We start from the raw sequence: 26,388 nt of genomic DNA on the forward strand, positions 1-26,388 counted from the left end.
CCCGGCCGGTGCCCGGCGGGCGGGCACAATGTCGTAGGGCGCCGATAGTTTCGGTGGTGTGAGGGAACGATGGGCTCGGGAGCAGGTGCTCGGCCTGGCGCCGGACGCGTCGTCCGCGAAGGCCGCCGGCGGCGTCGCCAAACCCGCCAAATGGGCCGCCACGGGGTGTGACGGCGAGGCCGTCTGGGGCGAGTGCCAGGGCAGCGGCACATCCGTCTACCGGACGTGCGTCGACCTGTCCGAACCCGCGTTCCGGTGCACGTGCCCCAGCCGCAAGTTCCCCTGCAAGCACGCCCTCGGGCTGCTGCTCATGTGGGCCGACGGCGCCGTCGACGAGGGCCCCAGGCCCGGCCACGCCGCCGAATGGATCGAGGACCGGCGCGAGCGGGCCGGCACGGCGGCGCGGAAGCGGGCCTCAGCGGCGGCGAAGACCAGGGACCCCAAGACCGCCGAGCGGCGCGAGCGCCGCGTCGAGGACGGCCTCGCCGAGCTCGACCAGTGGCTCCGCGACCAGATCGCGCACGGGCTCGCGCAGGCCGAGAAGGCGCCCTACCGGCTCTGGGACGACGCCGCGCGGCGGCTCGTCGACGCGCAGGCGGGTGCGCTCGCCGGGCAGGTCCGAGGCCTCGCCGCGCTGCCGCGCCGCCCCGGGTGGCCGGGCCGGCTGCTGGAGGAGTACGCGCTGCTGCGCCTGCTGATTCAGGCCCACCGGCGGCAGGACGAGCTGCCCGCCGGGCTCCGCGACACCGTCCGCTCCCGGGTCGGGTTCACCGTCCCGCAGGAGGAGGTGCTGTCGGGCGGGGAGCGCGTCCGCGACCTGTGGTCGGTGACCGGGTCGCACGACACCGCGCAGGACCTGCTCACCACCCGGCGGGTGTGGCTGCGCGGGCGGCGGACAGGGCGCCCCGCGCTGGTGCTGTCGTTCGCGGCGCCGGGCACCTCCCTGGACGCCTCGCTCGTGGTGGGCACGGAGATCGACGCGGAGCTGGCCTTCTATCCGGGCGCGCAGCCGCTGCGGGCCCTGGTCGCCGACCGGTACGGGGCGGCCGAGCCGGGTGCACCGGCCGGGACGTCCGTGCGGGAGTTCCTCGACGAGCACGCCGCCGCCCTCGCGCGCGACCCCTGGCTGGACCGCTGGCCCGCGACGCTCGCCGGGGTCCGGCTGGCCCGCGCCGAGGGCGGCGGCCTGTCGGTCGCCGACCCCGCCGGGGACGCGCTGCCGCTGCGGCTCGGCGACCCGTGGCGGCTGCTCGCGCTGTCGGGCGGCGGGCCGGTGACGCTGTCCGGCGAGTGGAGCCCGCGCGGCCTGCGCCCGCTGGCGGCCTGGCACGACGACGAGGGGACGGTGGTCCTGTGAGCTCGTGGGACGAGCACGTCACGGCAGCGCTGCTCGGCACCGAGCGGCGCGACCCGCCGGTCCTGCCGGAGGCGCCCGCCGAGACCGGCGACCGGGCGGGGCGGCTGCTCGACCAGGCCGCGCTGCTGGCCGTGCGGCGGCGGGCCGGCCTGGTGCCGTCCGGCCCCGGGCGGGACGGGAAGGCGCCCGAGCCGGTCGCGCTGGCCCCGGTCGAGGACGTCCCGGTGGTGCCGCCCGCCGCGGCGGCGCGGCTCCGGCGGATCCTCGCCGGCGAGCAGCTGCGGGTGCTGCCCGAATGGCTGGACGCGGCGGCGGCGCACGGCCGGCGCGTCCCGGTGCAGGCGCTGCCCGACCTGCTGGAGCGCGGCCGCAGCGACCGGATGCTCCGGCCGTCCATCGCGCGGGCGTGCGGCCGGCGCGGCGTGTGGCTGGCGCTGCAGAACACCGACTGGGCCTACCTGGTCGGCTCCGGCGACGACCCCGGCGGGGGCGACGAGGTCTGGCAGACCGGGACGCGCAACCGCCGCGTCGCCTACCTGACCAGGCTGCGGGGCGGTGATCCGCAGCGCGCGCGGGAGCTGCTGAGCGAGACGTGGAGCAAGGAGCCCGCACCCGACCGCGCGGCGTTCCTCGCCACGTTCGAGCACGGGCTCTCCCTGGCGGACGAGGAGTTCCTGGAGGCCGCCCTCGAAGACCGGGGCAAGGACGTCCGGCAGCTCGCCTCCGACCTGCTCGCGCGCCTGCCCGGGTCCGCCTACGGGGCGCGGATGGCGGCGCGCGCCCGCGCCTGCCTGACCCCCCGGACCCGCACGGTGCGGGGCCGCAAGCAGACCTGGATCAGCGTCGAGCCGCCGCACGCCCACGGCGACGACATGGCCCGCGACGGCATCCCCTTCCACCCGAGCGGGTCGTTCGCGCCGCGCGGCGGGGGCGCGCCGGTGGGCACGCGGGCCGCGTGGCTGCGCGAGATCCTCGCCCGCACGCCGCTGTCCACCTGGACGGAGCTGTTCGGGCTGCCGCCCATGGAGATCGTCTGCCTGCCCGTCACCGCGGCCGGCGGGCCGTCCTCCGAGAGCGGGCCCGGCGCGTCCGGGAGCGGACCCGGCGACGGCTCCGACGGTCGCGACGTCCACATCGGGTGGGCCAGGGCCGCCCTCGGCCAGAACGACGCCGCCTGGGCGCGGGCGCTGCTGAAGGGCGGTGTCATGGTCGACGAGCCCGAGGTGCTCGCCGACCTGCTGCCCGTCCTGCCCGCGGGCGAGCGCGAGGCCGCGGCGGCCGACCTGATCCGCTGGGTGGAGGGGCGGCCGGAGCTGCTGCGCGTCCTCGAACGGGTCCCCGGGCCGTGGACGGGGCCGCTCGCGGCGGCGGTCGTCGCGACGCTGACCGCGTCCGCGGGGCGGCCCACCCGCCGCGACGAGCACCTGATCACCCAGCTGTGCCGGCTGGCCGACCAGCGGCTGGACCCGGCCGCCGCACCCCGCCTCGCCCCGCTGACCGAGCCGGACGCCGGCGCCCCGCGCGCCGTCTCCGACCTGGTCGCCGCCCTGCGCTTCCGCGACGAGATGCTGAAGGAGCTGACCCCTTGACCGACGATTCGATCCCGGGTGGCGCGGAGGGCGCCCCCTCCGGCGCGACCGCCGTCCTGCGCCCGCACGCCGAGCAGGAGTACGCGGGCGAGCTGGCGCGGCTGGCCGAGCACGACGACCGGCCCCGGCCGCCCGGCTGGCGGCTGTCGCCGTGGGCCGTCACCACCTACCTGCTCGGCGGCGAGCTCCCCGACGGGACGGCGGTCTCGCCGAAGTACGTGGGGCCGCGCCGGCTCATGGAGGTCGCGGTGGCGACGCTCGCGACCGACCGGGCGCTGCTGCTGCTCGGCGTCCCCGGGACGGCGAAGACGTGGGTGTCGGAGCACCTCGCCGCCGCCGTCAGCGGCGACTCGACCCTGCTCGTGCAGGGGACGGCGGGCACCGCGGAGGAGGCCATCCGCTACGGGTGGAACTACGCGCGGCTGCTCGCCGAGGGGCCGTCGGAGAAGGCGCTGGTGGAGAGCCCGCTCATGCGGGCGATGCGGCGCGGCGCGGTCGCCCGTATCGAGGAGCTGACCCGGATGCCGTCCGACGTGCAGGACACCCTGATCACCGTCCTGTCGGAGAAGACGCTGCCGGTCCCCGAGCTGAACACCGAGGTGCAGGCCCGCAAGGGCTTCACGGTGATCGCCACCGCCAACGACCGCGACCGGGGCGTGAACGAGCTGTCCAGCGCGCTGCGCCGGCGGTTCAACACGGTCGTGCTGCCGCTGCCGGAGACCGTCGAGGACGAGGTCGGCATCGTGGCGCGCCGCGTCGACCAGATCGGCGCCGGGCTGGAGCTGCCGGAGTCCCCGGCGGGGCTGGAGGAGATCCGCCGCGTCGTCACCGTGTTCCGGGAGCTGCGCTCCGGCGTCACCGCCGACGGGCGCACCAAGCTGAAGTCGCCGAGCGGGACGCTCAGCACCGCCGAGGCGATCTCGGTGGTCACCAGCGGCCTCGCGCTCGCCGCGCACTTCGGCGACGGGGTGCTGCGCGCCGCCGACGTCGCGGGCGGCATCGTCGGCGCCGTCGTGCAGGACCCGGTGTCCGACCGGGTCGTGTGGCAGGAGTACCTGGAGGCCGTCGTCCGCGACCGCCCCGAGTGGCGGGACTTCTACCGGGCCTGCCGGGAGGTCTCTTGAGCCACGTCGAGGTCTACGGGATCCGCCACCACGGGCCCGGCTCGGCGCGGGCGCTGCGCGGCGCCCTGGAGGAGTTCAAGCCGGACGCGGTCCTGATCGAGGGCCCGCCCGAGGCCGACCCCATCGTGGACCTGGCCGGCGACGCGGGGATGGAACCGCCGGTCGCGCTGCTCGCCTACTCCCCCGCCTCCGCGTCCGGCCCCGGCGGGGACGGCGGCGACCGCAGGGCCGCGTTCTGGCCGTTCGCGGAGTTCAGCCCGGAATGGCAGGCGATCCGGTACGGGCTGGCGGCGGGCGTGCCCGTCCGGTTCTGCGACCTGCCGGCGGCGCACCAGCTCGTCCCGGCCCCGCCGGACGAGGGCGACGCGGACGACGGCGGCGCGCAGGACGAAGGCGGCGCGGCGGACGAAGGCGGCGCGGCGGACGAAGGCGGCGCGGCGGACGAGGGCGAGGCGGCGGGCGGGCCCGCCGAGGGGATCCGGCTCGACCCGCTCGGCTGGCTGGCGAAGGCCGCCGGCTACGACGACGCCGAGCGCTGGTGGGACGACGTGGTCGAGCACCGCGGCGGCGGCCCGTCCCCGTTCCCGGCGATCGCGGAGGCCATGGCGGAGCTGCGCGCGCAGCTCGCCGAGCGGCCGGAGGACGCCGGGCCCGCCGCGCACCGGCGGCGCGAGGAGCAGCGCGAGGCCCACATGCGGCGCACGCTGCGCCGCACGCTCAAGGAGGGCCACGAGCGGGTCGCCGTGGTCTGCGGCGCCTGGCACGTGCCCGCCCTGCGGGCCAAGGTCCCGGCGGCCCACGACGACCGGACGCTGCGCGGGCTCCCGAAGACCAAGGTCGCGATGACCTGGGTGCCGTGGACGCACGGGCGGCTCGCCGGGCACTCCGGCTACGGCGCGGGCGTCCGCTCCCCCGGCTGGTACCACCACCTGTTCGCCGCGCCCGACCGCCCGATCGAGCGGTGGCTGACCGCCGCCGCCCGGGTGCTGCGGGAGGAGGACCTGCACGTCTCGTCCGCGCACGTGATCGAGGCGGTCCGGCTCGCCGAGGCCCTCGCCGCGCTGCGCGGCCGCCCCCTCGCCGGGCTGGACGAGGTGACCGAGGCGACCCGGGCCGTGCTGTGCGAGGGCGCCGACCTGCCGGTGGAGCTGATCCAGCGGCGGATGGTCGTCGGCGAGCGGCTCGGCGCCGTCCCGGAGCGGACGCCGATGGTGCCGCTCCAGCGCGACCTGCAGGCCCAGCAGCGGCGGCTCCGGCTCAAGCCGTCGGCGCTCGGCAAGGAGCACGACCTCGACCTGCGCAAGCCCACCGACCTGGAGCGCAGCCGCCTGCTGCACCGCCTCCGCCTGCTGGACGTCGACTGGGGCGTGCCCGCCGGCACGAGCCGGTCGAAGGGCACGTTCCGCGAGACGTGGACGCTCGCCTGGCGGCCCGAGTTCGACGTCGAGCTGATCGAGGCCAGCGCGTGGGGCACCAACGTGCGCGGCGCGGCCGCCGCCCGTGCCGAGGCCCTCGCCGAGCACGCCGGGGCGCTCGCCGACCTGACGTCGGCGGCCGAGCGATGCCTGCTCGCCGACCTCGGCGAGGCGCTCCCGGCCGTCATGCGCGCCCTCGCCGACCGGGCCGCCGTCGACACCGACGTCGCGCACCTGATGGCGGCGCTGCCCGCGCTGGTCCGGGCGCTGCGCTACGGCGACGTCCGCGGCACCTCCACCGGGCCGCTCCGCACGGTCGTCGACGGCCTGGTCGTCCGGGTCTGCGTCGGCCTGCCGCCCGCGATCACCGGGCTGGACGACGACGCCGCCCGCGAGTTCCTCGCTCATGTCGACGCCGTCCACGGCGCGCTGTCCCTGCTCGCCGACGAGGGCCACCTCGAACGCTGGCGCCGCACGCTGGAGGGGCTGCTCGCCCGCCCGGACGCGCTGCACGGCCTCATCGAGGGCCGCCTCACCCGCCTCCTCCTCGACGCGGGCCGGCTGCCGGACGTCCCCGGCCGGATGGCGCGCGCCGTGTCCGCCGGCGCCGCCCCCGACCGCGCCGCGGCGTGGGTCGAGGGGTTCCTGTCCGGCGGCGCCCTGCTCCTGCTGCACGACGACGAACTGCTCCGCCTGGTGGACGCCTGGATCGCGGGCCTGCCCGGCGACTCCTTCACCGACGTCCTGCCGCTCCTGCGCCGCACCTTCGGCGCCTACCCGGCCGCCGAGCGCCGCGCCATCGGCGAGCGCCTGCGCCGCCGCGCCGAGCCCCGCGCGGACGCGGCGCCCCCGCCGGGCGAGGACGTCGACGAGGCCCGCGCGGCCCCGGCGGCCGCCACCGCCCTGCGCATCCTCGGCTGGCGGAACCCATGACCGACGCGACGACAGGAGGGCCCCGCATGGACGGCACGGACGGAGCGGACGGCACGGGCGGCACGGGCGGCGCGGGCGGCGCGGACGCGACGGGCGGCCCGGAGGACCGGCTGCGGCGCTGGCGGCTGGTGCTCGGCGGCGAGCGCGCCGACGGCACCGGGGTGTCGCTGACCGGCGACGACGCCCGGATGGACGGGGCGCTGGAGAAGCTCTACGGCGGCGGGGGCGACGAGGGCCGGCCGCGGCCGGGGCGGCGCAGCGCCGGCCTCGGCGACTCGGCGCCCTCGGTGGCGCGGTGGCTCGGCGACATCCGCGAGTACTTCCCGTCCAGCGTCGTGCAGGTCCTGCAGAAGGACGCGATCGAGCGGCTCGACCTCACCCGGCTGCTGCTGGAGCCGGAGATGCTCGACGCCGTCGAGCCCGACGTCCACCTGGTGGGGACGCTGCTGTCGCTGAACCGGGTCATGCCGGACCGGGCGCGCGAGTCGGCGCGGGCCGTGGTGCGCAAGGTCGTCCGCGATCTGGAGCGGCGGCTCGCGCAGCGGACGCGGTCGGCGGTCGGCGGGGCGCTCGACCGGTCGGCGCGGGTGCTGCGGCCGCGGCGGCTCGCCGACGTCGACTGGGAGCGGACGATCCGCGCGAACCTGCGGCACTACCTGCCCGAGCACGGCACGCTCGTCCCGGAGCGGCTGATCGGGTACGGGCGGCGGCAGCAGGCCGTGAAGCGGGACGTCGTCCTCGCCATCGACCAGAGCGGGTCGATGGCGGCGTCGGTGGTGTACGCGAGCGTGTTCGGCGCGGTGCTGGCGTCGATGCGGTCGCTGCGCACCTCGCTCGTCGTGTTCGACACGGCCGTGGCCGACCTGACCGACCAGCTGCACGACCCGGTGGAGGTGCTGTTCGGCACGCAGCTCGGCGGCGGCACCGACATCAACCGGGCGATCGCCTACTGCCAGGGCCTCGTCACCCGCCCCGCCGACACGATCATGGTGCTGATCAGCGACCTGTACGAGGGCGGCGTCCGGGAGGAGATGCTGCGCCGGATCGGGTCGCTGACGGCGGCGGGCGTGCAGGTGGTGGTGCTGCTCGCGCTGTCGGACGAGGGCGCGCCCGCCTACGACCGCGACAACGCGGCGGCGCTGGCGGCGCTGGGCGTCCCGGCGTTCGCGTGCACCCCGGACGCGTTCCCCGGGCTGATGGCCGCCGCGATCGAGCGCCGCGACCTCGCCGAGTGGTCGGAGCGGCAGGCGTCAGCGGGGTGAGCGCGACAGCCCCCGCGCCAGCAGCACCACGACGACGGCGGTCAGTACCGCGTGCCCGGCGAGCGCCGACGCCTGGACCTGCACGAGCGCGCCCCACGCGCCCCACATCGCGACGCGGGCGACGCGCGCGGCCATCACCGTCCACGCGGCGGGCCGCGACCCGCGCCAGGCGAGGATCACCGCGACGAGCGTGACCACGGCGACGACCGCGAACGAGGAGGCCACGACGGGCAGCAGCCCGCCCCGGTGCCCCTCGCTGAGCGATGGCCGGGCGATGAGGATCGCCAGCGCGGCGACGTCGAGCGCGGCGAGCAGCCCGGCGAGCAGCAGCCCCGCGATCAGCGCCGGGCCGCGGCGGAGGCCCCCGGCGCCCGCGAGGGCAGGGCGCGGGCCGGGCGGCGGCACGGGGCACGGCGGAGGCGGAGCGGGGGGCGGCGCCGCGGCCGTGACACGCGGCTCGGCGACCGGCTCCGGCGCCGTTCCGGGAGCCGACGCCGGACGCGGTGCCGGTGTCGGGGCTGGAGGCGGGGCCGGGGCTGGAGGCGGGGCCGGGGCCGGCATCGTGGGGGCGGGCAGGGCTTCGGTCGAGGCCAGGGTGGTGCGGCGGCCGAGCAGCCAGAGCAGGACGTCCTCGGAGGAAGGGCGCTCGGCCGGGTCCTTCGCCAGGCAGGCGGCGGCGACCTCGGCGAGCGGTCCGGGCAGGACGCGCAGGTCGGGCGTCTCGTGCAGGATCCGGTACATGACGGCGGGCAGCGGGCCGCCGGCGAACGGGTCGCGGCCGGTCGCGGCGAACAGCAGGGTGCCCGCCCAGGCGAACAGGTCGGCGGCGGGCCCGGCCCGCCCGGCGAACTGCTCGGGCGCCATGTAGGCGGGGGTGCCGACGACCTGGCTGGTCAGCGTGGCGCCCGCGGCGTACGCGCGGGCGATGCCGAAGTCGATCACGCGCGGCCCGTCCGGGCCCATCAGCACGTTCTGCGGCTTGAGGTCGCGGTGCGCGACGTTCGCCCGGTGGATCGCCGACAGCGCCGTCACCGAGCTGATCGCGAGCCGGTCGAGGTCGGCGCCGGTGCGCGGCCCCTCCTCCTGGACGAGGGCGCGCAGCGACGGCCCCGGCACGTACTCGCTGACGATGTAGGGGCGGTCGCCCTCGGTGTCGGCGGCGAGCACCTGCGCGGTGCAGAACCCGGCGACCCGCTGGAGCAGGGCCAGCTCGCGGACGAACCGCTCCCGCGCGCCGGCGTCGCCGAGCAGCCGCGCGTGCAGCAGCTTCACGGCGACCCGCGGCGGCCCGGAGGCCGGATCGACCGGGCGGCCGAGGTAGACCGCCCCCTGCCCGCCCTCGCCGAGCCGGGCGAGCAGCTCCCAGCCGCCGAGCCGGGTCGGGTCGGCGGCGTCGAGCGGTATCGGGCCCGCCATTTCGCACCCCCGCGAAAAATTGGAGCATTCCGCCGCGCACAAATCCGCTTCGCCCGGCATCGAAGAGTATAGGTACGGCGAGCCGGGGGGCGGGAGTAGACGCATGCGTGAGATCCATTCGCCATTTGTCCGGCGGCGGGCGGCCGCGGCGGCGGTCGCGGCGCTGGTGCTCGCGGCGGGCGCGCTCGCCGGCTGCGGCGACGCGGGCGCGGCCATCACCCGGCTGACCGTCGGATCGCCGGGCCCCGAGCCGTACACGCTGATGGCCGGCACCGACCAGACGGGCGTCAAGGGGCGACCGCGGGCGGGCGGCACGAAGGCCGGCGACTCCCCGGGCCTCTACGGCGGGACGCGCCGGGAGGCGACCTGCGACCAGCGCAAGCTGATCGAGTTCCTGCGGGCCGACCCGGACAAGGCGCGGGCGTGGGCGAGCGTGCAGGGCATCCCGGTGAGCGACATCCCGCGGTACGTCTCGCGGCTCACGCCGGTGCTGCTGCGCACCGACACGCTCGTCACCAACCACGGTTACGCCGACGGGAGGGCGACCAGCGGGCCCGCCGTCCTCCAGGCCGGAATGGGCGTTCTCGTCAATGGCTACGGGGTGCCGGCGGTGAAGTGCAATTGCGGCAATCCGCTCACCCCGCCGGAGAAAAAGATCTCCACCGGAAACGCGTCCTATACTGGCCGGTCCTGGCCGGGATTCGAGCGGCGGAATGTCACCAGGATCGCGCCGCGGGATTCCCGGAAGGGGACGATCACCGCGTTCGTGCTCGTGGACCCGGGCGCGACGATGGGGTTCGAGCGGCCCCGCGCGACCGCGGGCGAGGCCGACGGGCCGCCCGCCGCGCTGCCGCTCACGGAGACGGAGGCGACCGAGAGCGGCACGCCGTCGCCGTCCGGCTCCGAGCCGGGCGCGCCCGGCACCGAGTCGCCGGGCCCGGAGTCACCGGGGACCGAGTCGCCCGGAACGGAGTCGCCGGGCCCGGAGTCGCCGGGCCCGGAGTCCCCCGGGACCGGCTCGCCCGAGCCCGGAACCTCCCCGGAGTCGGCGGGCGTGGCGTCCGGCGGCCCGGGTACGGGGACGGAAGGGTCGCCGCCGGAGGGCGGGGACCCGGGGACCCCGGTCTCGCTCCCGCCGTCCACGGAGCCGGCCCCCGAGGTCTCCTGAGGACCGATACGCTACATTTGCTCATATGAGCAGTCAGTCAGATGTCGTGCCCGCCACCGCGGGACCCGCCGACGCGTGCGCCGTCCGGGTGGTCGACCCCGAGAAGGTCGCGGTCGTCACCGCCGCCCTGCCGGGCGCGGACACGATCACCGAGCTGGCGCAGGTGTTCGGGCTGCTGTCCGATCCCGGCCGGCTGCGCGTGATCATCGCGCTGCTCGAAGGGGGTGAGATGTGCGTGTGCGACATCGCCGCGTCCTGCGGGCACTCGGAGTCCGCGGTCTCGCACGCGCTGCGGCTGCTGCGCGCCAACCGCGTCGTCCGGGCCCGCCGCGCCGGCCGGATGGCCTACTACCGGCTGGACGACTCGCACGTCCGGATGCTGCTCGACCTCGCCCTCACGCACGTCGGCCACGGGGAGGCGGGCACGTGAGCGGGCACGGCACGCCGGACGGGAGCTCCGCGCGGGATGAGCACGACGGGCAGGAAGAGCACGGCGGGCACGGGCACGGCCAGGGGCACGGCCACGGGCACGGGCACGCGATCTCGGCGGGCGCCGACCGGCGGCTGCTCGGCGGCGCGCTCGCGCTGATCCTCGTCTTCATGGCGGCCGAGACCGTCATCGGCCTGATCTCCGGCTCGCTGGCCCTGATCTCCGACGCCGCGCACATGATGACCGACGCGTTCGCGATCGCGCTGGCGCTGGTCGCGATGCGCATCGCCGCGCGGCCGCCGAAGGGCGGCTACACCTTCGGCCTGCGCCGCGCCGAGATCCTGTCGGCGCAGCTCAACGGGCTGACACTGATCCTGCTCGCGGCCTACTTCGTCTACGAGGGCGTCCGCCGGCTGCTCGAACCGCCCGCGGTCGAGGGCCAGTTCGTGTTCTGGACGGCCCTCGCCGGCATCGCCGTCAACGTCGCCGCGACCTTCCTGATCAGCCGGGCCGACCGGCGCAGCCTGAACGTCGAGGGCGCCTTCCAGCACATCCTCAACGACCTGTTCGCGTTCATCGCCACGGCGATCGCCGGGCTCCTGGTGTGGACGGCCGACCTGGCGCGCGCCGACGCGGTCGCCTCGCTGGTGGTGGCGGCGCTGATGCTCAAGGCCGGGTACGGGCTGCTGCGGGACGCCGGCCGGGTGCTCATGGAGGCCGCGCCGGCGGGCCTCGACCCGTCCGAGCTCGGTGCCCGGCTGGCCCGCCGCCCCTGCGTGGAGGAGGTCCACGACCTGCACGTGTGGGAGGTCAGCTCCGGCTACCCGGCGCTGTCGGCGCACGTGCTCGTCGACACGCAGGGCGACTGCCACGCCGTCCGCCGCGACCTGCAGGAGCTGCTGCGCGAGGCGTACGGGATCACCCACACGACGCTGGAGGTCGACCACGTCGCCGCGCCGTCGGGCGGCGCGCACTGCGCGGACGCGCACGGCCCCCGCCATGTGGCGGAGGCCGGCGAGCCCCATGATCATGCGGGCAGCGCGCCCTGCGACCACTGACCGCTGACCATCGTCGGTACGGGGATCACTCCCGGCAGGGCGTGCCGTTCAGGGTGAACGACGCGGGCGGCGGGTTCGTCCCGCCGCTCGACCCGTTGAAGCCGAGCACCACCGAGCGTCCCGGCTCGATCGCGCCGTTCCAGGACAGGTTGCGGGCGGTGACGTCCGCGCCCTCCTGCGCCCAGGACGCGTTCCAGCCCTGCGTGACGCGCTGGCCGGCGGGGAAGGCGAACCCGAGCGTCCACCCGCTGACGGGCGAGGTGCCGGTGTTGGCGACGGTGACCTCGGCGGTGAACCCGCTCCCCCACTGGCTGACCACCTTGTAGCCGACCTCGCACTCCGACGCGGCCGGCCCGCCGTCCACCGGAACCTCGACCAGCGTGATCGAGGACGCGGGGAACGTCGCGGTGAACCCGTCCGGCCCGACCGCCGCGTCCGGCTCGCGGACGATCGACGCCAGGTCGCCGGCGCCGTAGCGGTAGACGTGCCCGGCCGCCGTGCCCGACCGCCCCGCGATCGAGACGGTGCTGGTCAGGTCGTCGGTCAGCGACTTGTTGACGATCATCAGCGTGAGCGCCCCGTCCGCGGACCGCTCCGCCGCGTACACGGCGAGCCGGTCCTGGTCGGCGCTCTCCGCGCGGACGGACGTGTCGCCGAAGGACGCGCCGGCGCCGTCGTAGTTCCGGTACATGCGGAAGGCGTAGGCGCCCGGGTCGGACGCGCCCGGCGGGGCCCAGAGCGTGGCGAGGTCCAGGCCCTCCCGGCCGAAGATCCCGAGGACGTCGGCCTGCGCGACCGCGCCGTTGATGTGGCCGAGGGCGCCCCAGTTGTACTCGGTGATCGCGAGCTTGGTGCCGGGGTAGTTCTCGTCCACCAGCCGGCGCATCCGCGGGATGTACTCGATCGGCTGGGCGATCCAGCTCTCGTCGGTGTACTCCGGATCCCAGAGCTGGCGGGTGGAGCGCAGCCGCAGCTCCTGCGTCGCCGCGTCGCCGGGCTCGCCGAGCGCGACCCCGCTCTGCTGCGGGTAGAGGTGCTCGTCGAAGTAGTCCAGGATGCGGGTCCCGTGCTGCCGCTCGTACTCCCTCATCTGCCGGAGGTACCAGGCGGCGAAGGGGACGCCGCCGTGCGCGGCCCGGTCCGGCGGGTTCGACCAGCAGTCGCCGCCCTCGCGGTCGCACGTCTGCTTGTCGAGGCCGGACATCGTCAGCGACTGGAAGCCCCAGCCCACCGGGCCGAGCGTCTTCGCGCCGGGGTCGGCGGCCTTCAGGGCCGCCGCGATCGCGTACGTCTGGTCGCGCATCTCGTCGTAGCCCGCGCCCTTGGGGTGGACGTCCCGGTGGGTCGCGTGCCAGAGGTCCGGCTCGTTGTCCAGGTTGTAGAACCGGACGCCGCTCTCCCCGGCCGAGCCGTACTTGCCGGTCAGGTGCGCCAGCCAGTCGGTGATGTACTGCGGCCCGGCGGGGACGCTGGTGTCCGCCGGGTCGTTGCCGGTGACCTCCGTACCGTCCGGTTTGACGCCGTTGCCGCAGTCCGGGCGCCACTCGGTGTCGGAGCCCCGCTGCGGCCCGTACTTCTGGATGCTGAAGCCGCAGGTGTAGTCGCGGCCCTTGGGCGTCCAGCCGATCAGCGGGACGGTCAGGATCGTCCGAGTGCCGGTCCGGCGGTCCTGCTCTGTGAACTGGTCGGTCTCGGAGCCGTCCGGCAGCGCCGCCGGGTCGGGGGCCGGGCCGGGGACGTTCTCGAAGTACCAGTCCGAGCCCCGGTTCGTCTCGTCGTAGAGGTAGTTGTAGCGGGTGGTGGCGTTGCCGCCCCAGCGCCGCACGGGCAGCCGCAGCTCCTTGGCGAGCTCCTCGCCGGCGAAGTTCATCCCGTAGATCTCCGGGCTGATCGCGTGGCGGGACGCCGACGGGTCGACGGTCAGCGCCGGTCCCGCGGCCGCCTGCGCCGCGGGGGCGGCCCACGGCAGCAGCGCGGCGGCGAGGACCCCGGCGAGCAGCGCTCTGGTCCTGGAGTGCGCTCTGGTTCTGGAGTGCGCTCTGGTTCTGGAGTGCGCTCTGGTCCTGGGGGTCATGGTCATGACTCGCAGGGCTGGTCGTTGAGCTCGAACCCGGTGGGAGCACCGGCCGACGACCCCGTGGCCTGGAACCCGACCGTGAGGGACGCCCCGGCGGCGAGCGCGCCGTTCCAGTCCAGGCTCTTCGCGGTGACGTCCGCCCCGGACTGGGACCAGGTCGCGCTCCACCCCTGGCCGACCTTCTGGTCACCCGGGAAGGCGAAGCCGAGCGTCCAGCCGTTCAGCGCGGCCGAGCCGGTGTTCGTGATCGTGACCTGGGCGGTGAACCCGCCCTCCCAGCTGTTCTGCACCTGGTAGGCGACCGCGCAGGAGGCGTCCGGCTCGCCGGGACCGCCGGGGTCTCCGCCGCCGGAGTCGAAGGCGCCGAGCAGGTACGGGTCGAGGTAGGACTGCTTGGCGGTGTTGACCGTCGTCCAGTCCCCGTTGAGGATGCCGCCGGTGTCGCCCGAGTTGGGGTTCCACGACCAGAAGGTGAACGACATCCCGCTCGCGCCCGTGCCGAGGTAGGCCATCAGGGTGCGCAGCCAGGTCTGGTCCCGCGCGTCGGCGAGCGTCGTGCCGAACTCCCCGAGCAGGACGGGCGCCACGTCGTTCTTGTAGAGGTAGCCCCAGTTCTTGTCCCAGATCGCCGCCATGTTGGACGGGAAGGCGGGGTCGTCGAACCACGGCTGCGGGTACACGGACGTCGCGTAGTCGTGCGCCGAGTAGACCAGCCGGTTCGGGACGTCCAGCCGCACCGGGTACTGCGCGGCGCCCTGCAGGTTGCCGCCCCACCAGTAGTTGTCGCCGCCGTAGCCGTCCACGCCCTCGACGATGATCAGCCAGTTGGAGTTGACGGCGAGGATCGCGTTCCCGGCCCGCTCGGCGGCGAGCCGCCAGTCGGTGGCCTGGTCGCCGCAGCCCCAGCACGCGGGGGCGTGCGGCTCGTTGTGCAGGTCGGCGCCGATGACCGTGGTGTCGCCCGCGTAGTGCCGGGCGAGCATCTGCCAGTCGGAGATCCACCGCGACTCGGGGTAGGCGTCGGTGTACCAGAGCGCGGACTGCCCGCCCGCGTCCGGGCGGTGCCGGTCGAGGACGACCTTCAGCCCGATCCGCCCGGCATAGTCGATGATCTTGTCGAGGATCTGCAGCCCGGTCAGGCCCTGCAGATCGGGGTTCTTGGAGTAGTCGATGCTGTTCGGCGCGCTGCCGGAGTCGAACAGCTGGTTGGTGTAGGGCAGCCGCAGCGTGTTGTAGTCCAGGCTCTTGATCTGGTCGAGCATGTCCTTGTATCCGCGCGTCCAGAGCCCGTGCGGGGAGAAGTTCGACGTCTCGGCGCCGAACCAGTTGATGCCCGTCATCCGCACCTGCCGGCCGTCGGAATCGAGCAGTTGCCGGCCACTGGTGTGCCAGTAGCCGGTTCCGGCCGCGCGGGCCGGGGCCGGTGCGGCGGGGACGAACACCAGCGCGAGCAGCGCGGCCATGGCGATCAGGAGCGCGCGTTTGGCCGTGGAGGACCCGGTCATGAATCGTTCTCCTCTTCCCTGTCCGTCTTCCTGTCCGTCTTCCTGTTCCGTCAGCGGGCCGTGCAGGTGACGGCCGGGGCGCCGGGCGCGGACCCGGTGCCCTGGAAGCCGAAGCTGGTCGAGCCGTGCGCGGGCACGGCGCCGTTGTAGCCCGCGTCGACGGCGTGGACGGACGACCCGCTCTGCGTCACGGTCGCGTTCCAGCCGCTGACGACGCGCTGGCCACCGGAGAACGTCCAGTCCGCCGACCATCCGGACAGCGGCGCGTCGCCGTCGTTGGTCACGGTCACGGTGGCGGTGAACCCGCCGTCCCAGGCGTTGTCGGTGCGCAGGGCGGCCGAGCACCCGTCCGAGCCGGGCGGGTCGGTGGGCGGCGTGGTGGTGCCGCCGACCTCGACGCCGAAGGAGTTCGTCGCGAGGCCCGCCCCGCCCTGCCAGAGCTCGAACCCCGCCTCGACGCCGATGAGGTACCAGGCGTCCTGGATGTAGCCGCGCGACACCGCGTCCCGCGTGAACGCCCGCAGGTCCAGGTCGTCGACCGACGTGGTGCCGGACGTCCGGACGAACGCGATGTAGTTCCAGTCCATCCGGCTGTACCAGACGTCCCAGGTGGCGCCGGAGATCTGGACGCCGCTCGCGACCCGCGTCCCGGCCGGCTGGACGCCGCCGCGATGGCCGAGCCAGATCATGACCTCGGCGCCGTCCGGCGCGGTGTCGGTGCTCGGGGCGCTGTTGTACCAGAGGTCGTAGGAGACGTTGTAGGCGCCCGAGGACGGCTGCGTCGTGCTCCAGTCGCTGGTGACGGCGGGCATGCCGCCGACCTGGACGGGCAGTCCGCTGTCAGAGGTGCACTGGCCCCAGTGGCAGCCCTTGAAGAAGGACGGGTACGCGGCCGGGGCGCCGCTCGTGGCGTTGCCGTGCCCGGACGAGTCGACGGTGAAGGACGTCCCGTCCACGGTGATGCACTGCGGGGTGTCCGCACCCCAGATGTTGTTCTGCGCGACGTACGCGCCGCCGCTCACCGGCACGGTGTCGGTGGCACCGCATAACCGCGTCGCGGCGGACGCGGGGGCGACGGAGTACAGGGGGATCGCCAGCAGGGCCGCCGCGAGGACGGCGCAGCTCTTCGGACGCGCTCTCATGGGGAACCTCATTCGACCGGTGTGGGAGCGCTCCCAAAGTCGCGGGCACCGCGAACGCTGTCAAGAACTCCGGTCCGCGCCCGTCATGACCAGCGACCCGGCGTGAAAGACCGTGAAACGGGCGGCCCGCCCGCCGCGGCGGCCCGGTACGGCGGCCCGGTACGGCGGCGCGCTACGGCAGCCCGAACAGCGCGGCGGCGCCGTCCCGGCAGACCGCGCGCAGCCAGTCGTCGCCGAGGTCGAGCGCGGCGAGCGACTCCAGCTGGTGCGCGTACGGGTAGGGGATGTTGGGGAAGTCGGTCCCGAGCAGGACGCGCCCCGCCAGCCCCAGGTCGCGGAGCCGGGGCAGCAGCGCGTCCGGGAACTCGGCCAGCCGGGCGAAGCTGGTGAACACCATGGTCGTGTCCAGGTGGACGCGCTCGTAGGCGTCGGCGAGGGCGAAGAAGCCCTCGAACTCCGGGGCGCCCATATGCGCGACGATCGCCGTCAGGCCCGGGTGGCGGGCCAGGACCTCCCCGAACGGGCCGGGGCCGGTGTAGCCGTTCGCGACCGGGCCGGACCCGGCGTGCACGAGCGCCGGAACCCCGGCGTCGGCGAGCATCCCCCACACCGCGTCCAGCTCCTTGGCGCGCGGGTCGAACCCGCCGACCTGGAGGTGGACCTTGACGACCCGGGCGCCCGCCTCCAGCGCGCGGGCCGTGTACTCCTCGACGCCGGGCTCGGGGAAGAACGTCGCGGTCTGGATGCACTCGGGGACGCGGGCGGCGAACTCGGCGGTCCACTCGTTCAGCGCGTCCGCCATGCCGGGGCGGTGCGGGTAGGCCAGCGAGGTGAACGCGCGCACGCCGAGGCCGCGCAGGAACGCCAGCCGCTCCTCCTCCGACTCCCGGTAGGTGATCGGCCACTCGGTGCCGATCAGCGGCCCGGCCTCGTCGAAGTACTCCCACACCGCGCTCATCAGCCGCTGCGGCATGAAGTGGACATGGACGTCGATGATGCCGGGCAGCCCGAGCGCCTGCCAGAACGCGGGGACGGCTGCGTCAGAACGAGGTTCGGCCACGCCCCGACCCTAGTGGCCGGTCAGCCGATCTCGGCCAGCAGGCCCGGCAGCGCACGGCGCAGCTCGCGCCGCCAGTACGGCCAGGTGTGGGTGCCCCGGTAGAAGTGCGTCGTGACCGGGATGCCCAGCTTCCCGAGCTTGCCGGCGAACTCCTCGCCGACCGCGCGGGCGAGCCGCTCCACCACGTCCGGGCCCGTCCCGGGCCGCGGATCGTACGGGCCCGGCGCGCCGTCGCCCGCGCTGACGTGCAGCCGGACGCCGGAGAGCCGGCCGGCCAGGTCGTAGGGGTTGTGCTGGCGCCAGACGACGCGCTGCTCGTCGGGGTCGCCCCACACGTCCGTCCAGTCGGCGCCCGGGGCGCCGATCGCGACGCCCAGCTCGACGAGGTCGGCGACGTCGAGCCCGGACGGGTCGCGGTGGAGGGTGTGCAGCGGCCCGCTGAACGAGGCCGCCGCCCGGAACAGGCCGCGGTGCCGGGCCGCGTAGGCCAGCGCGCCGAGCCCGCCCATGGCGTTCCCGGCGATCGCGCGGTCGGGGCCGGCGCGGTAGTCCCGCTCCAGGATCTGCCTCAGCTCGGCGAGATGGAACGTCTCCCAGCGCGGCGCGCCGCCGCTCCCGCGGTTCCACCAGTCGGTGTAGTTGCCGCAGGGACCGCCGTCCGGCATGACCACGAGCACGTCGGCGTCCTCGGTCAGCTCCTCGATGTCGGTGTGGTCGCTCCAGGAGGTGTGGCCGGCGCCGGCGCCGTGCAGCAGCCACAGCGCCGGCCAGGTGCGGGTCGCGTTCCGCGACCAGCCGCGCGGCAGCAGCAGGCGCACTCGGGCGACGTCGTCCAGGACGGGCGAGCGGACGGCGAGGTCGAGGACCCGGCGGCGGCGCAGGCGCTCGCCGACCACGGCCGCGCCGCCCGCGCGTCCGGCCGAGGGGGCCGCGCCGCCCGCCGCGATGGACGCCGCCAGCCCGGCGACCGCAACGATGAAACCCGCCCCCGCCACGCCGCGCAGCCGCATGATCTTCGCCCCGGGTCAACCAGAAGTGCTTTCCTGTAAGGATCCCCACTCGGCGGCATGTTTCAACGTTGAGTAATCGGTTTATAAAATGTCGGGCCGGACGTTCCGGTCCTCGGCCCCGGCGGGGCGACGCGGACGAGGAGGGGCGACCGGTCGAGATGCGGAGCGCCGAGATGCGGAGCAAGGCGGAGCTGGAGTCGGCCATCGCGGGCGGCGGGCGCGCGGTGCTGGTGATCAACTCCCGGTCGCGGCGGGGCCGCCGGCTGTACGGCCGGGCCCGCCGCCTGCTGCGCGAGTCCGGCCTGGAGTTCCTGCACGTCTTCCCGGTCACCGACCCGACCCGGCTGCGCGAGCTGTTCGGCGACGTCCTCGCCCTGGAGCCGGACCTCGTGGTCGTCGGCGGCGGGGACGGCACGGTCGCCGAGGCGGTCGGCCATCTCGCCCACCGCGACATCGCGCTCGGCGTGCTGCCGCTCGGCACCACCAACAACTTCGCCCGGAGCCTGGAGCTCCCGCTCGACCTGCCGGGCGCGGTCCGCACCCTCGCCGTCGGGCGGCCCGGCGCGGGGAAGGTCGCGGACGTGGACGTCGGCTGGTTCGAGTCGACCGGCGACCCGCAGGGCGAGGGCCCCGGCGCCGACCGCGAGCACATCTTCGCGAACATGGTGAGCCTCGGCCTGTCGGTGCAGGTCGCCGGGAACGTCCCGCACGCGCTCAAGCGGGTCGTGGGGCGGCCCGCCTACGCGCTCACGGCGGCGCGGCTGCTGCCGAGGCACGAGGCGTTCACCGCCCGCGTCACGATCGACGGCGAGACCCGCGAGCTGGCGACGCACCAGCTGAACATCGCCAACGGCGCGCACCACAGCGGGCAGCGGATCGCCCGCGACGCCAGCCCGGACGACCGGCTGCTGGCCGTGTACCGGCTGGGCGACGAGCGGCGGCTGCGGCTGGCGTCGGCGACGGCCCGGCACGTCCTCACCGGGCAGTGGCGGTCGCTGAGCGAGGACGCGTTCCTCACCACCGCGCAGGTCGAGATCGAGACCGACCCGCCGATGCCGGTCGACGTGGACGGCGAGATCCGCGGCCGCACCCCGGTCTCGATCAAGCTGCGCGGGAACGCGCTGCGCGTGATCGTCCCGCAGGACTTCCTCGACACCTGACCGGCCCCGGCACCCGGCCGGGGCAGGGGGAGCCCGGCCGCTAGCGCGGCACGGACTCCTCCCCCGCCATCGTGTACGCGCCCGCCTCCAGCCGCTCGATCAGCCCCCGCGTCCACGCCGTGGCCGACTCGGCGGAGTGCACCCAGTAGCCGAGCAGCTCGCGCAGGTGGTCGGACGGATCCTGCTCGGCCAGGTGCGGCGCGACCGACGCGCGCCAGCCCGCCAGGCCGTCCAGCCGCCGGCGCAGCAGCGCGACCGCCTCGGCGCGCGGCAGCTCGGTGAGGAACCCGAGCCCGGCCGTCAGCATCTCCGGGTGGCGGATGTCGACGGTGGAGATCGCCGAGCGCAGCAGCCGCAGGAACTCCGCCCGGCCCGCGTCGGTGATCTCGTAGTCGGTGTGCGGCGGCCCGGCCTCGCTCTCCTCCACGTCGTGGGCGCGCAGCAGGCCCTCCTTGGCGAGCTGCCTCAGCGCGTGGTAGATCGAGCCGGGGTTGACGTGGGCCCACTCGTCCGAGCCCCACGACATGAGCTCGCGGCGCACCTCGTACCCGTGCGCCCGCCCGAACCGCCGCACCCCGCCGAGCACCAGCAGCCGCGTCGTCGACATCGTCTCCCCCTGATCGTGCAAAACCCGTCCAGGGTAGACGGTGCGGGCGGGGCGGGGTGGTCAGCTCCGCAACGCGGCGAGTTCCGCCGGGGTGAGGGCGAGGCCGGCGGCGGCCATGTTCTCCTCCAGATGATCGGGCGAACCGGTGCCGGGAATCGCCAGCATCACCGGCGACAGGGCCAGCAGGCCCGCGAGGAGCACCTGCGGGACGGTCGCGCCGTGCGCGGCGGCGATCTCCTTCACCCGGGCGTCGTCGGGGATGCCGAAGCCGCCGAGCGGGAAGTAGGGGGCGTAGGCGATCCCCTCCCGCTCGCAGGTCTCCAGCAGCCCGGCGTCGCCGGGCCGGGTGATGTCGAAGCGGTTCTGGACGGCGGTGACGGGCGCGATCTCCCGCGCCTCGGCGAGCTGCGCGGCGCTGACGTGGCTGAGGCCGAGATGCCGGATGAGACCTTCCTCACGCAGCGCGGCCAGGACCGCGAACCGCTCTCCGATCGGCTCGTCCGACGGCTCCTCCATGCCGCCGTGCCGCAGGTAGACGAGGTCGAGGTGGTCGCGCCCGAGCTCGCGCAGGTTCCGCTCGACCTCGGCCCGCAGCCCGGACGTGGGCAGCTGCCCGGTCGGGTGCGCGTCGCCCGGCCCCCGGTACGGCCCGACCTTGGTGGCGATGACCAGGCCGGACGGGTAGGGGCTGAGCGCCGCGCGGATCATCTCGTTCGCCGCGGCGCCGTCCGAGTGGTAGTAGAACGCGGCGGTGTCGATGTGGTCCGCGCCCAGCTCGACGGCGCGGCGCAGGATCTTCAGCCCGGTCCCGCGGTCGTTCGGCGGGCCGCCGAGGGTGCTGACGGGCAGCCGCATCGCGCCGAAGCCCAGGCGCCGCACCCGGAGGTCGCCGCCGATGTCGAAGGTGTTCGGTGTCGTCATGCCGTTCACGGTGCCGCGCGGGCCGGGGCGCGGCGAGCCGCTGGCAGGTTGCTGCCAGCGGGGGCGTGGCAGACTCGGAGGCGATGACTGTCGATCTGGACCGGAATGTCGTGCTGCGCGGTGAGGCGGAGCTGGTCGAGCGCGCCGGGCGGCTGTTCCAGGCGTGCGAGGAGTTCGCCTGCGCCGCGACGGACATGCACACGTGGGCGATGCCCGGGGCGCGGGAGGCGATCGTCGCGGCGCGGCACCGCGCCGGGCCCGGTCCCGCCGTCCGCAAGCTCTACACCCCGGCCGCGCTCGCGGACGAGGAGTCCGAGCGGCGGCTGGTGGAGCTGGCCCGCGCCGGGGTGCGCGTGCGGATCTGCCCGGCCCCGCTCCCGCACGAGACGATCATCGTGGACCGGCGGGTCGCGATCCTGGCGGGCCCGCCGGCGGCCGGGGTGCGCGAGTACACGGTGGTCCGGTCGCCGGGCGTGGTGGAGGGCGTCGTCTCGCTCTACCAGGCGTCCTGGGAGACGGCCGCCGACCTCGCCGACTACCGCCGCGACCGGCCGCCCGCGCTGAGCGCGGAGAGCCGGCACATCCTGCGGCTGCTCGGCGAGGGGCTGAAGGACGAGGCGGCGGCGCGGCGGCTCGGCATGTCGCTGCGCACCTACCGGCGCCGCGTCGCGGAGATCCTCACCCTGCTGGACGCCGGGTCCCGCTTCCAGGCGGGCATTCGCGCCCACGAGTTCGGCCTGCTCGGCTAACCGCCCGCGAGCGCCACGAGCTTGATGAAGACGAGGTCGGGGTCGGTGGTCAGGTCGACCTCCTCGTCCAGGTCCTCGACCTGGCGGTCGCCGGCGAGGACGAAGAAGCCGTTGGCCTGGAACGCCGCCTCGGCGATCTCGGCCTGCCGCTCCCAGTCGACGCGGCGCGGCTCGCGCAGCCGGTAGCCGTTCAGCTCCGCCTCGGCGCCGTCCGGCCGGACCAGGCCGTGGAACCGGTCGGACGGCCGGGCGTTGTGCCGGGCGACCTCCTCGCGGACCCGGAGCCGGATCAGCTCGCGGACGGTCATCCGCTCCGGCAGCCCGTCGAGCCGGACCTCGGCGACGGGCCGCCCCGCCGCGGTCTCGTCCCGGAACGTCACCGCGCCCATCACGCACCTCGCTTGATCTGCAGCAGGATCGACTCGTCGGTGATCTTGTCGTCGGCGGCGAGCAGGAACGCCTTGCTCAGGATGAGCGACAGCCGCTCCTCCTCGAACGGCAGGAACACCTGGGCCCCTCGCGCGCGGCGCTCCGGCACGATGCACAGATAGGCGCCGTCGGGTTCCATCGCGATGTTCGCCGACCCCAGGTGGATCTTGTAAGTGCGCAGCTCGCCGCGGACGACCAGGTACCGGCCGTCGAGCGAGCAGCGGTCGGCGATCTTCGTGCGGGGCAGGATCCGCGCCAGCGCGTCGGCGCGGGTCCGGGCGGTCTCGTCCGGTTCGGCGTGCTGCGCGCGCTCCCAGTACTCGCGGCCCTCGCCGTCCTCCCACATCGGGTCGGCGGCGATCGAGGCGACGCCGACGAACAGGTCGACGTCGCGCATCGCCTCGCTGAACACCAGCGGCGGGACGTCGGCGAGCCGCGCGCTCCGCCAGGCGCCGTCCACGCGGCGGTCGAACACGACCCGGTTCGTGCCGGCGATCTCCCCCTCCACCGCCCAGTCGGCGAGGACGTGGGAGAACCGCACCCGCCACTCCCCCGCGAGGGTCCGCTCGGCCTCGTCCTCGCCGCCGCCGTCCCACGGCCCGAGCATCCCGCTGACCCACCCGCGCGCCCGGAACAGCGCGAACATCCGCCGGTAGTGGACGAGGTGCGCGGCGAACCGGTTGGAGTAGGTCGCGGTCTCCTCCTCGGCCGGGGTGAGCAGGTAGATCTCGCGGAACGCCTGCTTGAACGGCTGCCTGATCCGCCGCTCGACGAGCAGGTCGCGCCAGGCCCGCACCTCGTCGGGCTCCGCCCTGATCGGATGCCACAGCCGGACGCGCGCGTCCTCGGCGGCGTCCGGGACCGGGTCCGCGGCGGGCAGGACGGCCCGCCACTCGCCGGGGGCGGTCTCGATCTCCCAGATCAGGCCGCGGACGGTCGGCCCCGCGACCGTGTGGTGGAGGAGCGTGTCGCGCCACCGCCCGAAGGGGTGGGCGGCATCGACGCCGAACCCGCCCTCCAGGGCGCGGGCGAGGGTGGCGAGCTGCGCGCCGGTGCGCTTGACGAGGTCGCGCAGCTCCTTCAGCGCGTCCCCGTGGTCGCGGCGGACGGCCGCCGGGACGCCCTTCAGCGCCTTGCCGTCCTTCTCGAAGGTCAGCTCGGCCTTGCCGGTGACCGTGATCGCGGCGGTGTACTCGCCGAGTTCGCGGCGCAGCGGGCCGGGGTCGGGGAGGCGGAGGGCGACCTCGGTGCGCCCGGCCAGGGCCGCGTCGGCCTTCTTCAGCATCTTGTCGAGCTGCTTGGGGACGCCCGCGTGCCGGACGTTCCGCCGGACCTCGCGGATCGCGGCGACCAGCTCGGGCGTCGGGAAGTCCTGCGCGGCGCGGCCGATCTCGTACAGCAGCGCCTGCGACGGCAGCGTCCTCGCCTGCGTCGGCGCGATCGCGATGCCGGGGAGGAGGCGGTCGAAGAAGGCGGGGAGCCACGGCTCGTCCAGCAGCAGCACGAGGCGCGCGGCGCGGCCGAGGGACTGGACCTCGTCGGCGGTGAACGCCTTGTCGGCCCGGTAGGGGATCTCGCCGTCCTGGATCGCCCGCACGCGGGCCGCCGCGGTCTCCAGGGCACCGCGGGCGAAGCGGGCGTAGGCGGGGATCGCGGCGGCGCGCTCCCAGGCGTCCGGGAGCGGCGGCGGGCAGTTGTAGCCGCGGCCGCGGCCCAGCTCGGTCAGCAGGACCCGCTCCTCGGGCGCGAGCCCGGCGGCGACGCCGACCTCGGCCAGCGCGATCTCGCCCGCCAGGTCGCGGCGGAGGCGCCGCGCGGTGCGCCGCAGGGCGCCGTCTCCCGCGAGGCCGCTCACCGCGAGGAGCGCGAAGGGCTCCTCGGCGCGCCCTCTGGCGATGAGGAACTCGACCAGCCTGCCCGCCGGGCCGGCGAGATCGGGCCACGGGGCCGGGCAGCGTGCGAGCGTCGCCGCGCCCAGGGCGATGTCCGCCCATGTGCGGGTCGACAGCCCGTCGACGAGCGCTTCGAACATGCGCTCGCACGCCTCCGGTGTGAAGCGCGGCTGGCGCTCCTTCACCTGGTTCTCCACCATGAACCGGACGCAGGTCGAGACGTGGTCCGGCGCGCGGCCGAGCCCGTAGGCCGTGGGCAGCAGCCCGCCGAGCTCGGTGTCGGAGAGCCGGGGCAGTTCGGCGTACCAGTCGCGCCATTCCGCGCGGTCCGCGTCGGTCGGGGCGGTCATGGCGCGCCGCAGCCGGGCGGCGAGGTCCATCACGCACCCCGCCTGATCTGCCGCAGCACGGCCTCGTCGCTGATCCTGCGGTCGGCGGCGAGCAGCGCGGCGAGACCGAGGATCTGGGTGAGCCGCTCGTCCTCGAAGGGCAGGAACAGCCCCTTCGGCACCGGCCGGCGGCCGGGTTCGACGCGCAGCCGGGTGTTGCCGGGTTCCATCAGCACCTCCGCCGAATCCAGGTGGATCTTGTACGTGCGCAGCTCGCCGCGGACGACGAGGAACCGGCCGTCGACCGCGCAGCGCCCGGCGATCCTGGTGCCGGGCAGGACGCGGCGCAGCACGTCCCCGCGGATCTCCGCGCTCGCGGACGGGACGCCGAACGGCTCCTCCGCGGTGAGCGAGGCGACCCGGGCGAACAGGTCCACCTCCCGCGCGCCCTCGCTGAACACCAGCGGCGGCACGTCCGCCGGGCGGACCTCCCGCCAGCGGCCGGCGGTCTTGCGCTCGAACCGGGTGCCGCCGTGGTGGGAGACCCGCCACTCGCCCTCGGCGAAGACCCGCCGCAGCTCGCCGTCGAACTCCGGGCCCGGCCCGGCGGCGGGGCGGCCGCTCGGGCAGGCGTGCCGGTAGGTCTCGCGGAACGCCTGCTTGAACGGCTGCACCATCCGGTTGCCGGTCACGAAGCCGCGCCACGCCCGCACCGCGCCCGGGAACGCCCGCGCCGGATGCCAGAGGCGCACCCGCGCGCCGGCGGGCGGGTCGGGCAGCGCCCGGCCGTCGACCGTCACCAGCACGTCCTCGCCGGGGGTGGCCGCGTGCCAGACGCCGCCCGTCCCCTCGAACTCCCAGACCAGGCCGCGCGCGACCGGGCCGGTGACGGGGTGGTCGCGGTAGTACTCGCACCATTCGGCGTAGGGCCAGGCGCGCTCGACCGCCATCAGCGCCTCGATCCGGGTCCGCTCGGCGGCGAGCGTCGCGCGGACCTGCTTCACCAGTGACTTCAGCTCCTTGATCTCGGCGGCGTACGGGACCTTGAGCGCGCCCGGGACGGTGCGCAGCGGCCGGCCGTCCGCGCCGGTGAAGGTGAGCCGCACGGTCAGCGGGTCGGCGATGACGAGGACCGCCTGGTAGGCGCCGATGTCGCGGGCGAGGGAGCCGTCGCGGCCGAGGCCGTGCGCGGGGACGCCGCGCTCCACCAGCTGCGCGGGGGTGATGCCGCGGCGGGCGGCCGCCGCCTCGACGGCGGCGGCGATCTGCCGGCCGAGGCCCGGGTAGCGGACGTCGCGGCCCAGCCCGCGCAGCACGTCCAGGGCGCGCGGGTCGGAGAACTCGCCGAGCGCGTTGACCGCCCCGCCCGCGAGCTTGGCCGACGGCTCGAACTCGCGGGTCACCCCGGCGGCGCGGCGCACGATCACGTCCAGCAGCGGGATCACGCCCGGGTCGCCGAGCAGCGCGGCGGCCCACACCCGGCCGCGGCCGCCCGGCTCGGCGCGCAGCGACGGGTCGGAGAACGGCCGGCCGCCGACGAGGTCCGGCTCCTTCGTCGCGTACCAGCGCACCCTGCGCAGCACCTCGTCGCGCGCGGCGGGGTCGGCCAGGAGTTCCAGCGTGCGGCGGCGCCAGGCGCGGGTCGGCCTGGGCGCGTTGAGCGCGTCCAGATGCGCCCGGAGGTCGGCGGAGTCGTCTGACATGGGGTGATCTTTCCAGAAGGCCGCGGCGGGTTCCCGGTGTTTCGGCGATCGG

The 26,388-nt window shown here is 75.5% G+C and carries 21 protein-coding genes; 10 read left to right on the forward strand and 11 right to left on the reverse strand.

What is annotated here, in order from left to right; all coding sequences use genetic code 11:
* Nucleotides 1-58: 58 nt before the first annotated feature.
* The 5 genes from CHF16_RS11985 to CHF16_RS12005 are packed head-to-tail and all read left to right on the forward strand — an operon-like array spanning nt 59 to nt 7,680.
* Nucleotides 59-1,357: an SWIM zinc finger family protein gene (locus tag CHF16_RS11985; protein ID WP_089326062.1), complete on the forward strand. Its 1,299-nt coding sequence runs from the start codon at nt 59-61 to the stop codon at nt 1,355-1,357.
* Entirely contained in the window at nt 1,354-2,946 is a 1,593-nt protein-coding gene (locus CHF16_RS11990; protein WP_089326063.1) for a DUF5691 domain-containing protein, read from the forward strand. Before CHF16_RS11985 ends, CHF16_RS11990 begins: the two co-directional genes overlap by 4 nt.
* Nucleotides 2,943-4,070 carry an ATP-binding protein gene (locus CHF16_RS11995; protein WP_245868400.1) on the forward strand — a complete coding sequence of 376 codons (1,128 nt, stop codon included), beginning with the start codon at nt 2,943-2,945 and terminating at the stop codon, nt 4,068-4,070. Before CHF16_RS11990 ends, CHF16_RS11995 begins: the two co-directional genes overlap by 4 nt.
* Nucleotides 4,067-6,418, forward strand: a complete 2,352-nt coding sequence (locus CHF16_RS12000) for a DUF5682 family protein (protein WP_245868402.1) — start codon at nt 4,067-4,069, stop codon at nt 6,416-6,418. The genes CHF16_RS11995 and CHF16_RS12000 overlap by 4 nt, the downstream gene beginning before the upstream one ends.
* A gap of 26 nt (nt 6,419-6,444) precedes the next feature.
* Nucleotides 6,445-7,680, forward strand: a complete 1,236-nt coding sequence (locus CHF16_RS12005; protein ID WP_089326064.1) for a VWA domain-containing protein — start codon at nt 6,445-6,447, stop codon at nt 7,678-7,680.
* On the opposite strand, the gene CHF16_RS40850 is transcribed toward CHF16_RS12005, so the two are convergent.
* Nucleotides 7,669-9,096 carry a serine/threonine-protein kinase gene (locus CHF16_RS40850; RefSeq protein WP_218826634.1) on the reverse strand — a complete coding sequence of 476 codons (1,428 nt, stop codon included), beginning with the start codon at nt 9,094-9,096 and terminating at the stop codon, nt 7,669-7,671. The genes CHF16_RS12005 and CHF16_RS40850 overlap by 12 nt on opposite strands.
* Nucleotides 9,097-9,199: 103 nt before the next feature.
* On the opposite strand from CHF16_RS40850, the gene CHF16_RS12015 reads away from it, so the two are divergent.
* The 3 genes from CHF16_RS12015 to CHF16_RS12025 are packed head-to-tail and all read left to right on the forward strand — an operon-like array spanning nt 9,200 to nt 11,752.
* Nucleotides 9,200-10,264, forward strand: coding sequence for a DUF6777 domain-containing protein (locus CHF16_RS12015; RefSeq protein ID WP_143227954.1), 1,065 nt, complete (start codon nt 9,200-9,202; stop codon nt 10,262-10,264).
* Between the two features lie 25 nt (nt 10,265-10,289).
* On the forward strand, nt 10,290-10,694 hold the full coding sequence (locus tag CHF16_RS12020; RefSeq protein WP_089326066.1) for an ArsR/SmtB family transcription factor: 405 nt from the start codon (nt 10,290-10,292) through the stop codon (nt 10,692-10,694).
* Nucleotides 10,691-11,752: a cation diffusion facilitator family transporter gene (locus CHF16_RS12025; RefSeq protein WP_089326067.1), complete on the forward strand. Its 1,062-nt coding sequence runs from the start codon at nt 10,691-10,693 to the stop codon at nt 11,750-11,752. The genes CHF16_RS12020 and CHF16_RS12025 overlap by 4 nt, the downstream gene beginning before the upstream one ends.
* Before the next feature lie 25 nt (nt 11,753-11,777).
* On the opposite strand, the gene CHF16_RS12030 is transcribed toward CHF16_RS12025, so the two are convergent.
* The 5 genes from CHF16_RS12030 to CHF16_RS12050 all read right to left on the reverse strand — a co-directional run bounded on the left by CHF16_RS12030 (nt 11,778) and on the right by CHF16_RS12050 (nt 18,546).
* Nucleotides 11,778-13,826, reverse strand: coding sequence for a glycoside hydrolase family 44 protein (locus CHF16_RS12030; RefSeq protein WP_089326068.1), 2,049 nt, complete (start codon nt 13,824-13,826; stop codon nt 11,778-11,780).
* 2 nt (nt 13,827-13,828) lie between these two features.
* Nucleotides 13,829-15,334 carry a cellulase family glycosylhydrolase gene (locus CHF16_RS41320; RefSeq protein ID WP_089326069.1) on the reverse strand — a complete coding sequence of 502 codons (1,506 nt, stop codon included), beginning with the start codon at nt 15,332-15,334 and terminating at the stop codon, nt 13,829-13,831.
* Nucleotides 15,335-15,384: 50 nt separating this feature from the next.
* Nucleotides 15,385-16,476, reverse strand: coding sequence for a GH12 family glycosyl hydrolase domain-containing protein (locus CHF16_RS12040; RefSeq protein ID WP_179271491.1), 1,092 nt, complete (start codon nt 16,474-16,476; stop codon nt 15,385-15,387).
* 172 nt (nt 16,477-16,648) lie between these two features.
* Nucleotides 16,649-17,536 (reverse strand): amidohydrolase family protein, encoded by an 888-nt coding sequence (locus tag CHF16_RS12045; RefSeq protein ID WP_089326071.1) that lies wholly within the window; start codon nt 17,534-17,536, stop codon nt 16,649-16,651.
* 20 nt (nt 17,537-17,556) lie between these two features.
* Complete coding sequence (locus CHF16_RS12050) at nt 17,557-18,546, reverse strand: alpha/beta hydrolase (RefSeq protein ID WP_089326072.1); 990 nt, start codon at nt 18,544-18,546, stop codon at nt 17,557-17,559.
* Between the two features lie 173 nt (nt 18,547-18,719).
* On the opposite strand from CHF16_RS12050, the gene CHF16_RS12055 reads away from it, so the two are divergent.
* On the forward strand, nt 18,720-19,706 hold the full coding sequence (locus CHF16_RS12055; protein WP_089326179.1) for a diacylglycerol/lipid kinase family protein: 987 nt from the start codon (nt 18,720-18,722) through the stop codon (nt 19,704-19,706).
* Nucleotides 19,707-19,746: 40 nt separating this feature from the next.
* On the opposite strand, the gene CHF16_RS12060 is transcribed toward CHF16_RS12055, so the two are convergent.
* A complete protein-coding gene (locus CHF16_RS12060; protein WP_089326073.1) occupies nt 19,747-20,313 on the reverse strand; it encodes a PadR family transcriptional regulator in 567 nt (188 codons plus the stop codon).
* A gap of 60 nt (nt 20,314-20,373) precedes the next feature.
* On the reverse strand, nt 20,374-21,234 hold the full coding sequence (locus CHF16_RS12065) for an aldo/keto reductase (RefSeq protein ID WP_089326074.1): 861 nt from the start codon (nt 21,232-21,234) through the stop codon (nt 20,374-20,376).
* Between the two features lie 83 nt (nt 21,235-21,317).
* Between CHF16_RS12065 and CHF16_RS12070 the strand changes: the two genes are divergently transcribed.
* Nucleotides 21,318-21,983: a LuxR family transcriptional regulator gene (locus tag CHF16_RS12070; RefSeq protein WP_089326075.1), complete on the forward strand. Its 666-nt coding sequence runs from the start codon at nt 21,318-21,320 to the stop codon at nt 21,981-21,983.
* Here the strand turns inward: CHF16_RS12070 and CHF16_RS12075 are convergent.
* Genes CHF16_RS12075 through CHF16_RS12085 form a run of 3 tightly spaced genes read right to left on the reverse strand, consistent with a single transcriptional unit; the run spans nt 21,980 to nt 26,336 of the window.
* Entirely contained in the window at nt 21,980-22,372 is a 393-nt protein-coding gene (locus CHF16_RS12075) for a hypothetical protein (RefSeq protein ID WP_089326076.1), read from the reverse strand. The genes CHF16_RS12070 and CHF16_RS12075 overlap by 4 nt on opposite strands.
* Nucleotides 22,372-24,684 (reverse strand): DUF4132 domain-containing protein, encoded by a 2,313-nt coding sequence (locus CHF16_RS12080; protein ID WP_089326077.1) that lies wholly within the window; start codon nt 24,682-24,684, stop codon nt 22,372-22,374. The genes CHF16_RS12075 and CHF16_RS12080 overlap by 1 nt, the downstream gene beginning before the upstream one ends.
* Nucleotides 24,684-26,336 (reverse strand): DUF4132 domain-containing protein, encoded by a 1,653-nt coding sequence (locus CHF16_RS12085; protein ID WP_089326078.1) that lies wholly within the window; start codon nt 26,334-26,336, stop codon nt 24,684-24,686. Before CHF16_RS12085 ends, CHF16_RS12080 begins: the two co-directional genes overlap by 1 nt.
* Between the last annotated feature and the right edge of the window lie 52 nt (nt 26,337-26,388).

It is taken from the genome of Actinomadura meyerae (genome assembly GCF_900188445.1).
Taxonomy (GTDB): Bacteria; Actinomycetota; Actinomycetes; order Streptosporangiales; family Streptosporangiaceae; genus Spirillospora; species Spirillospora meyerae.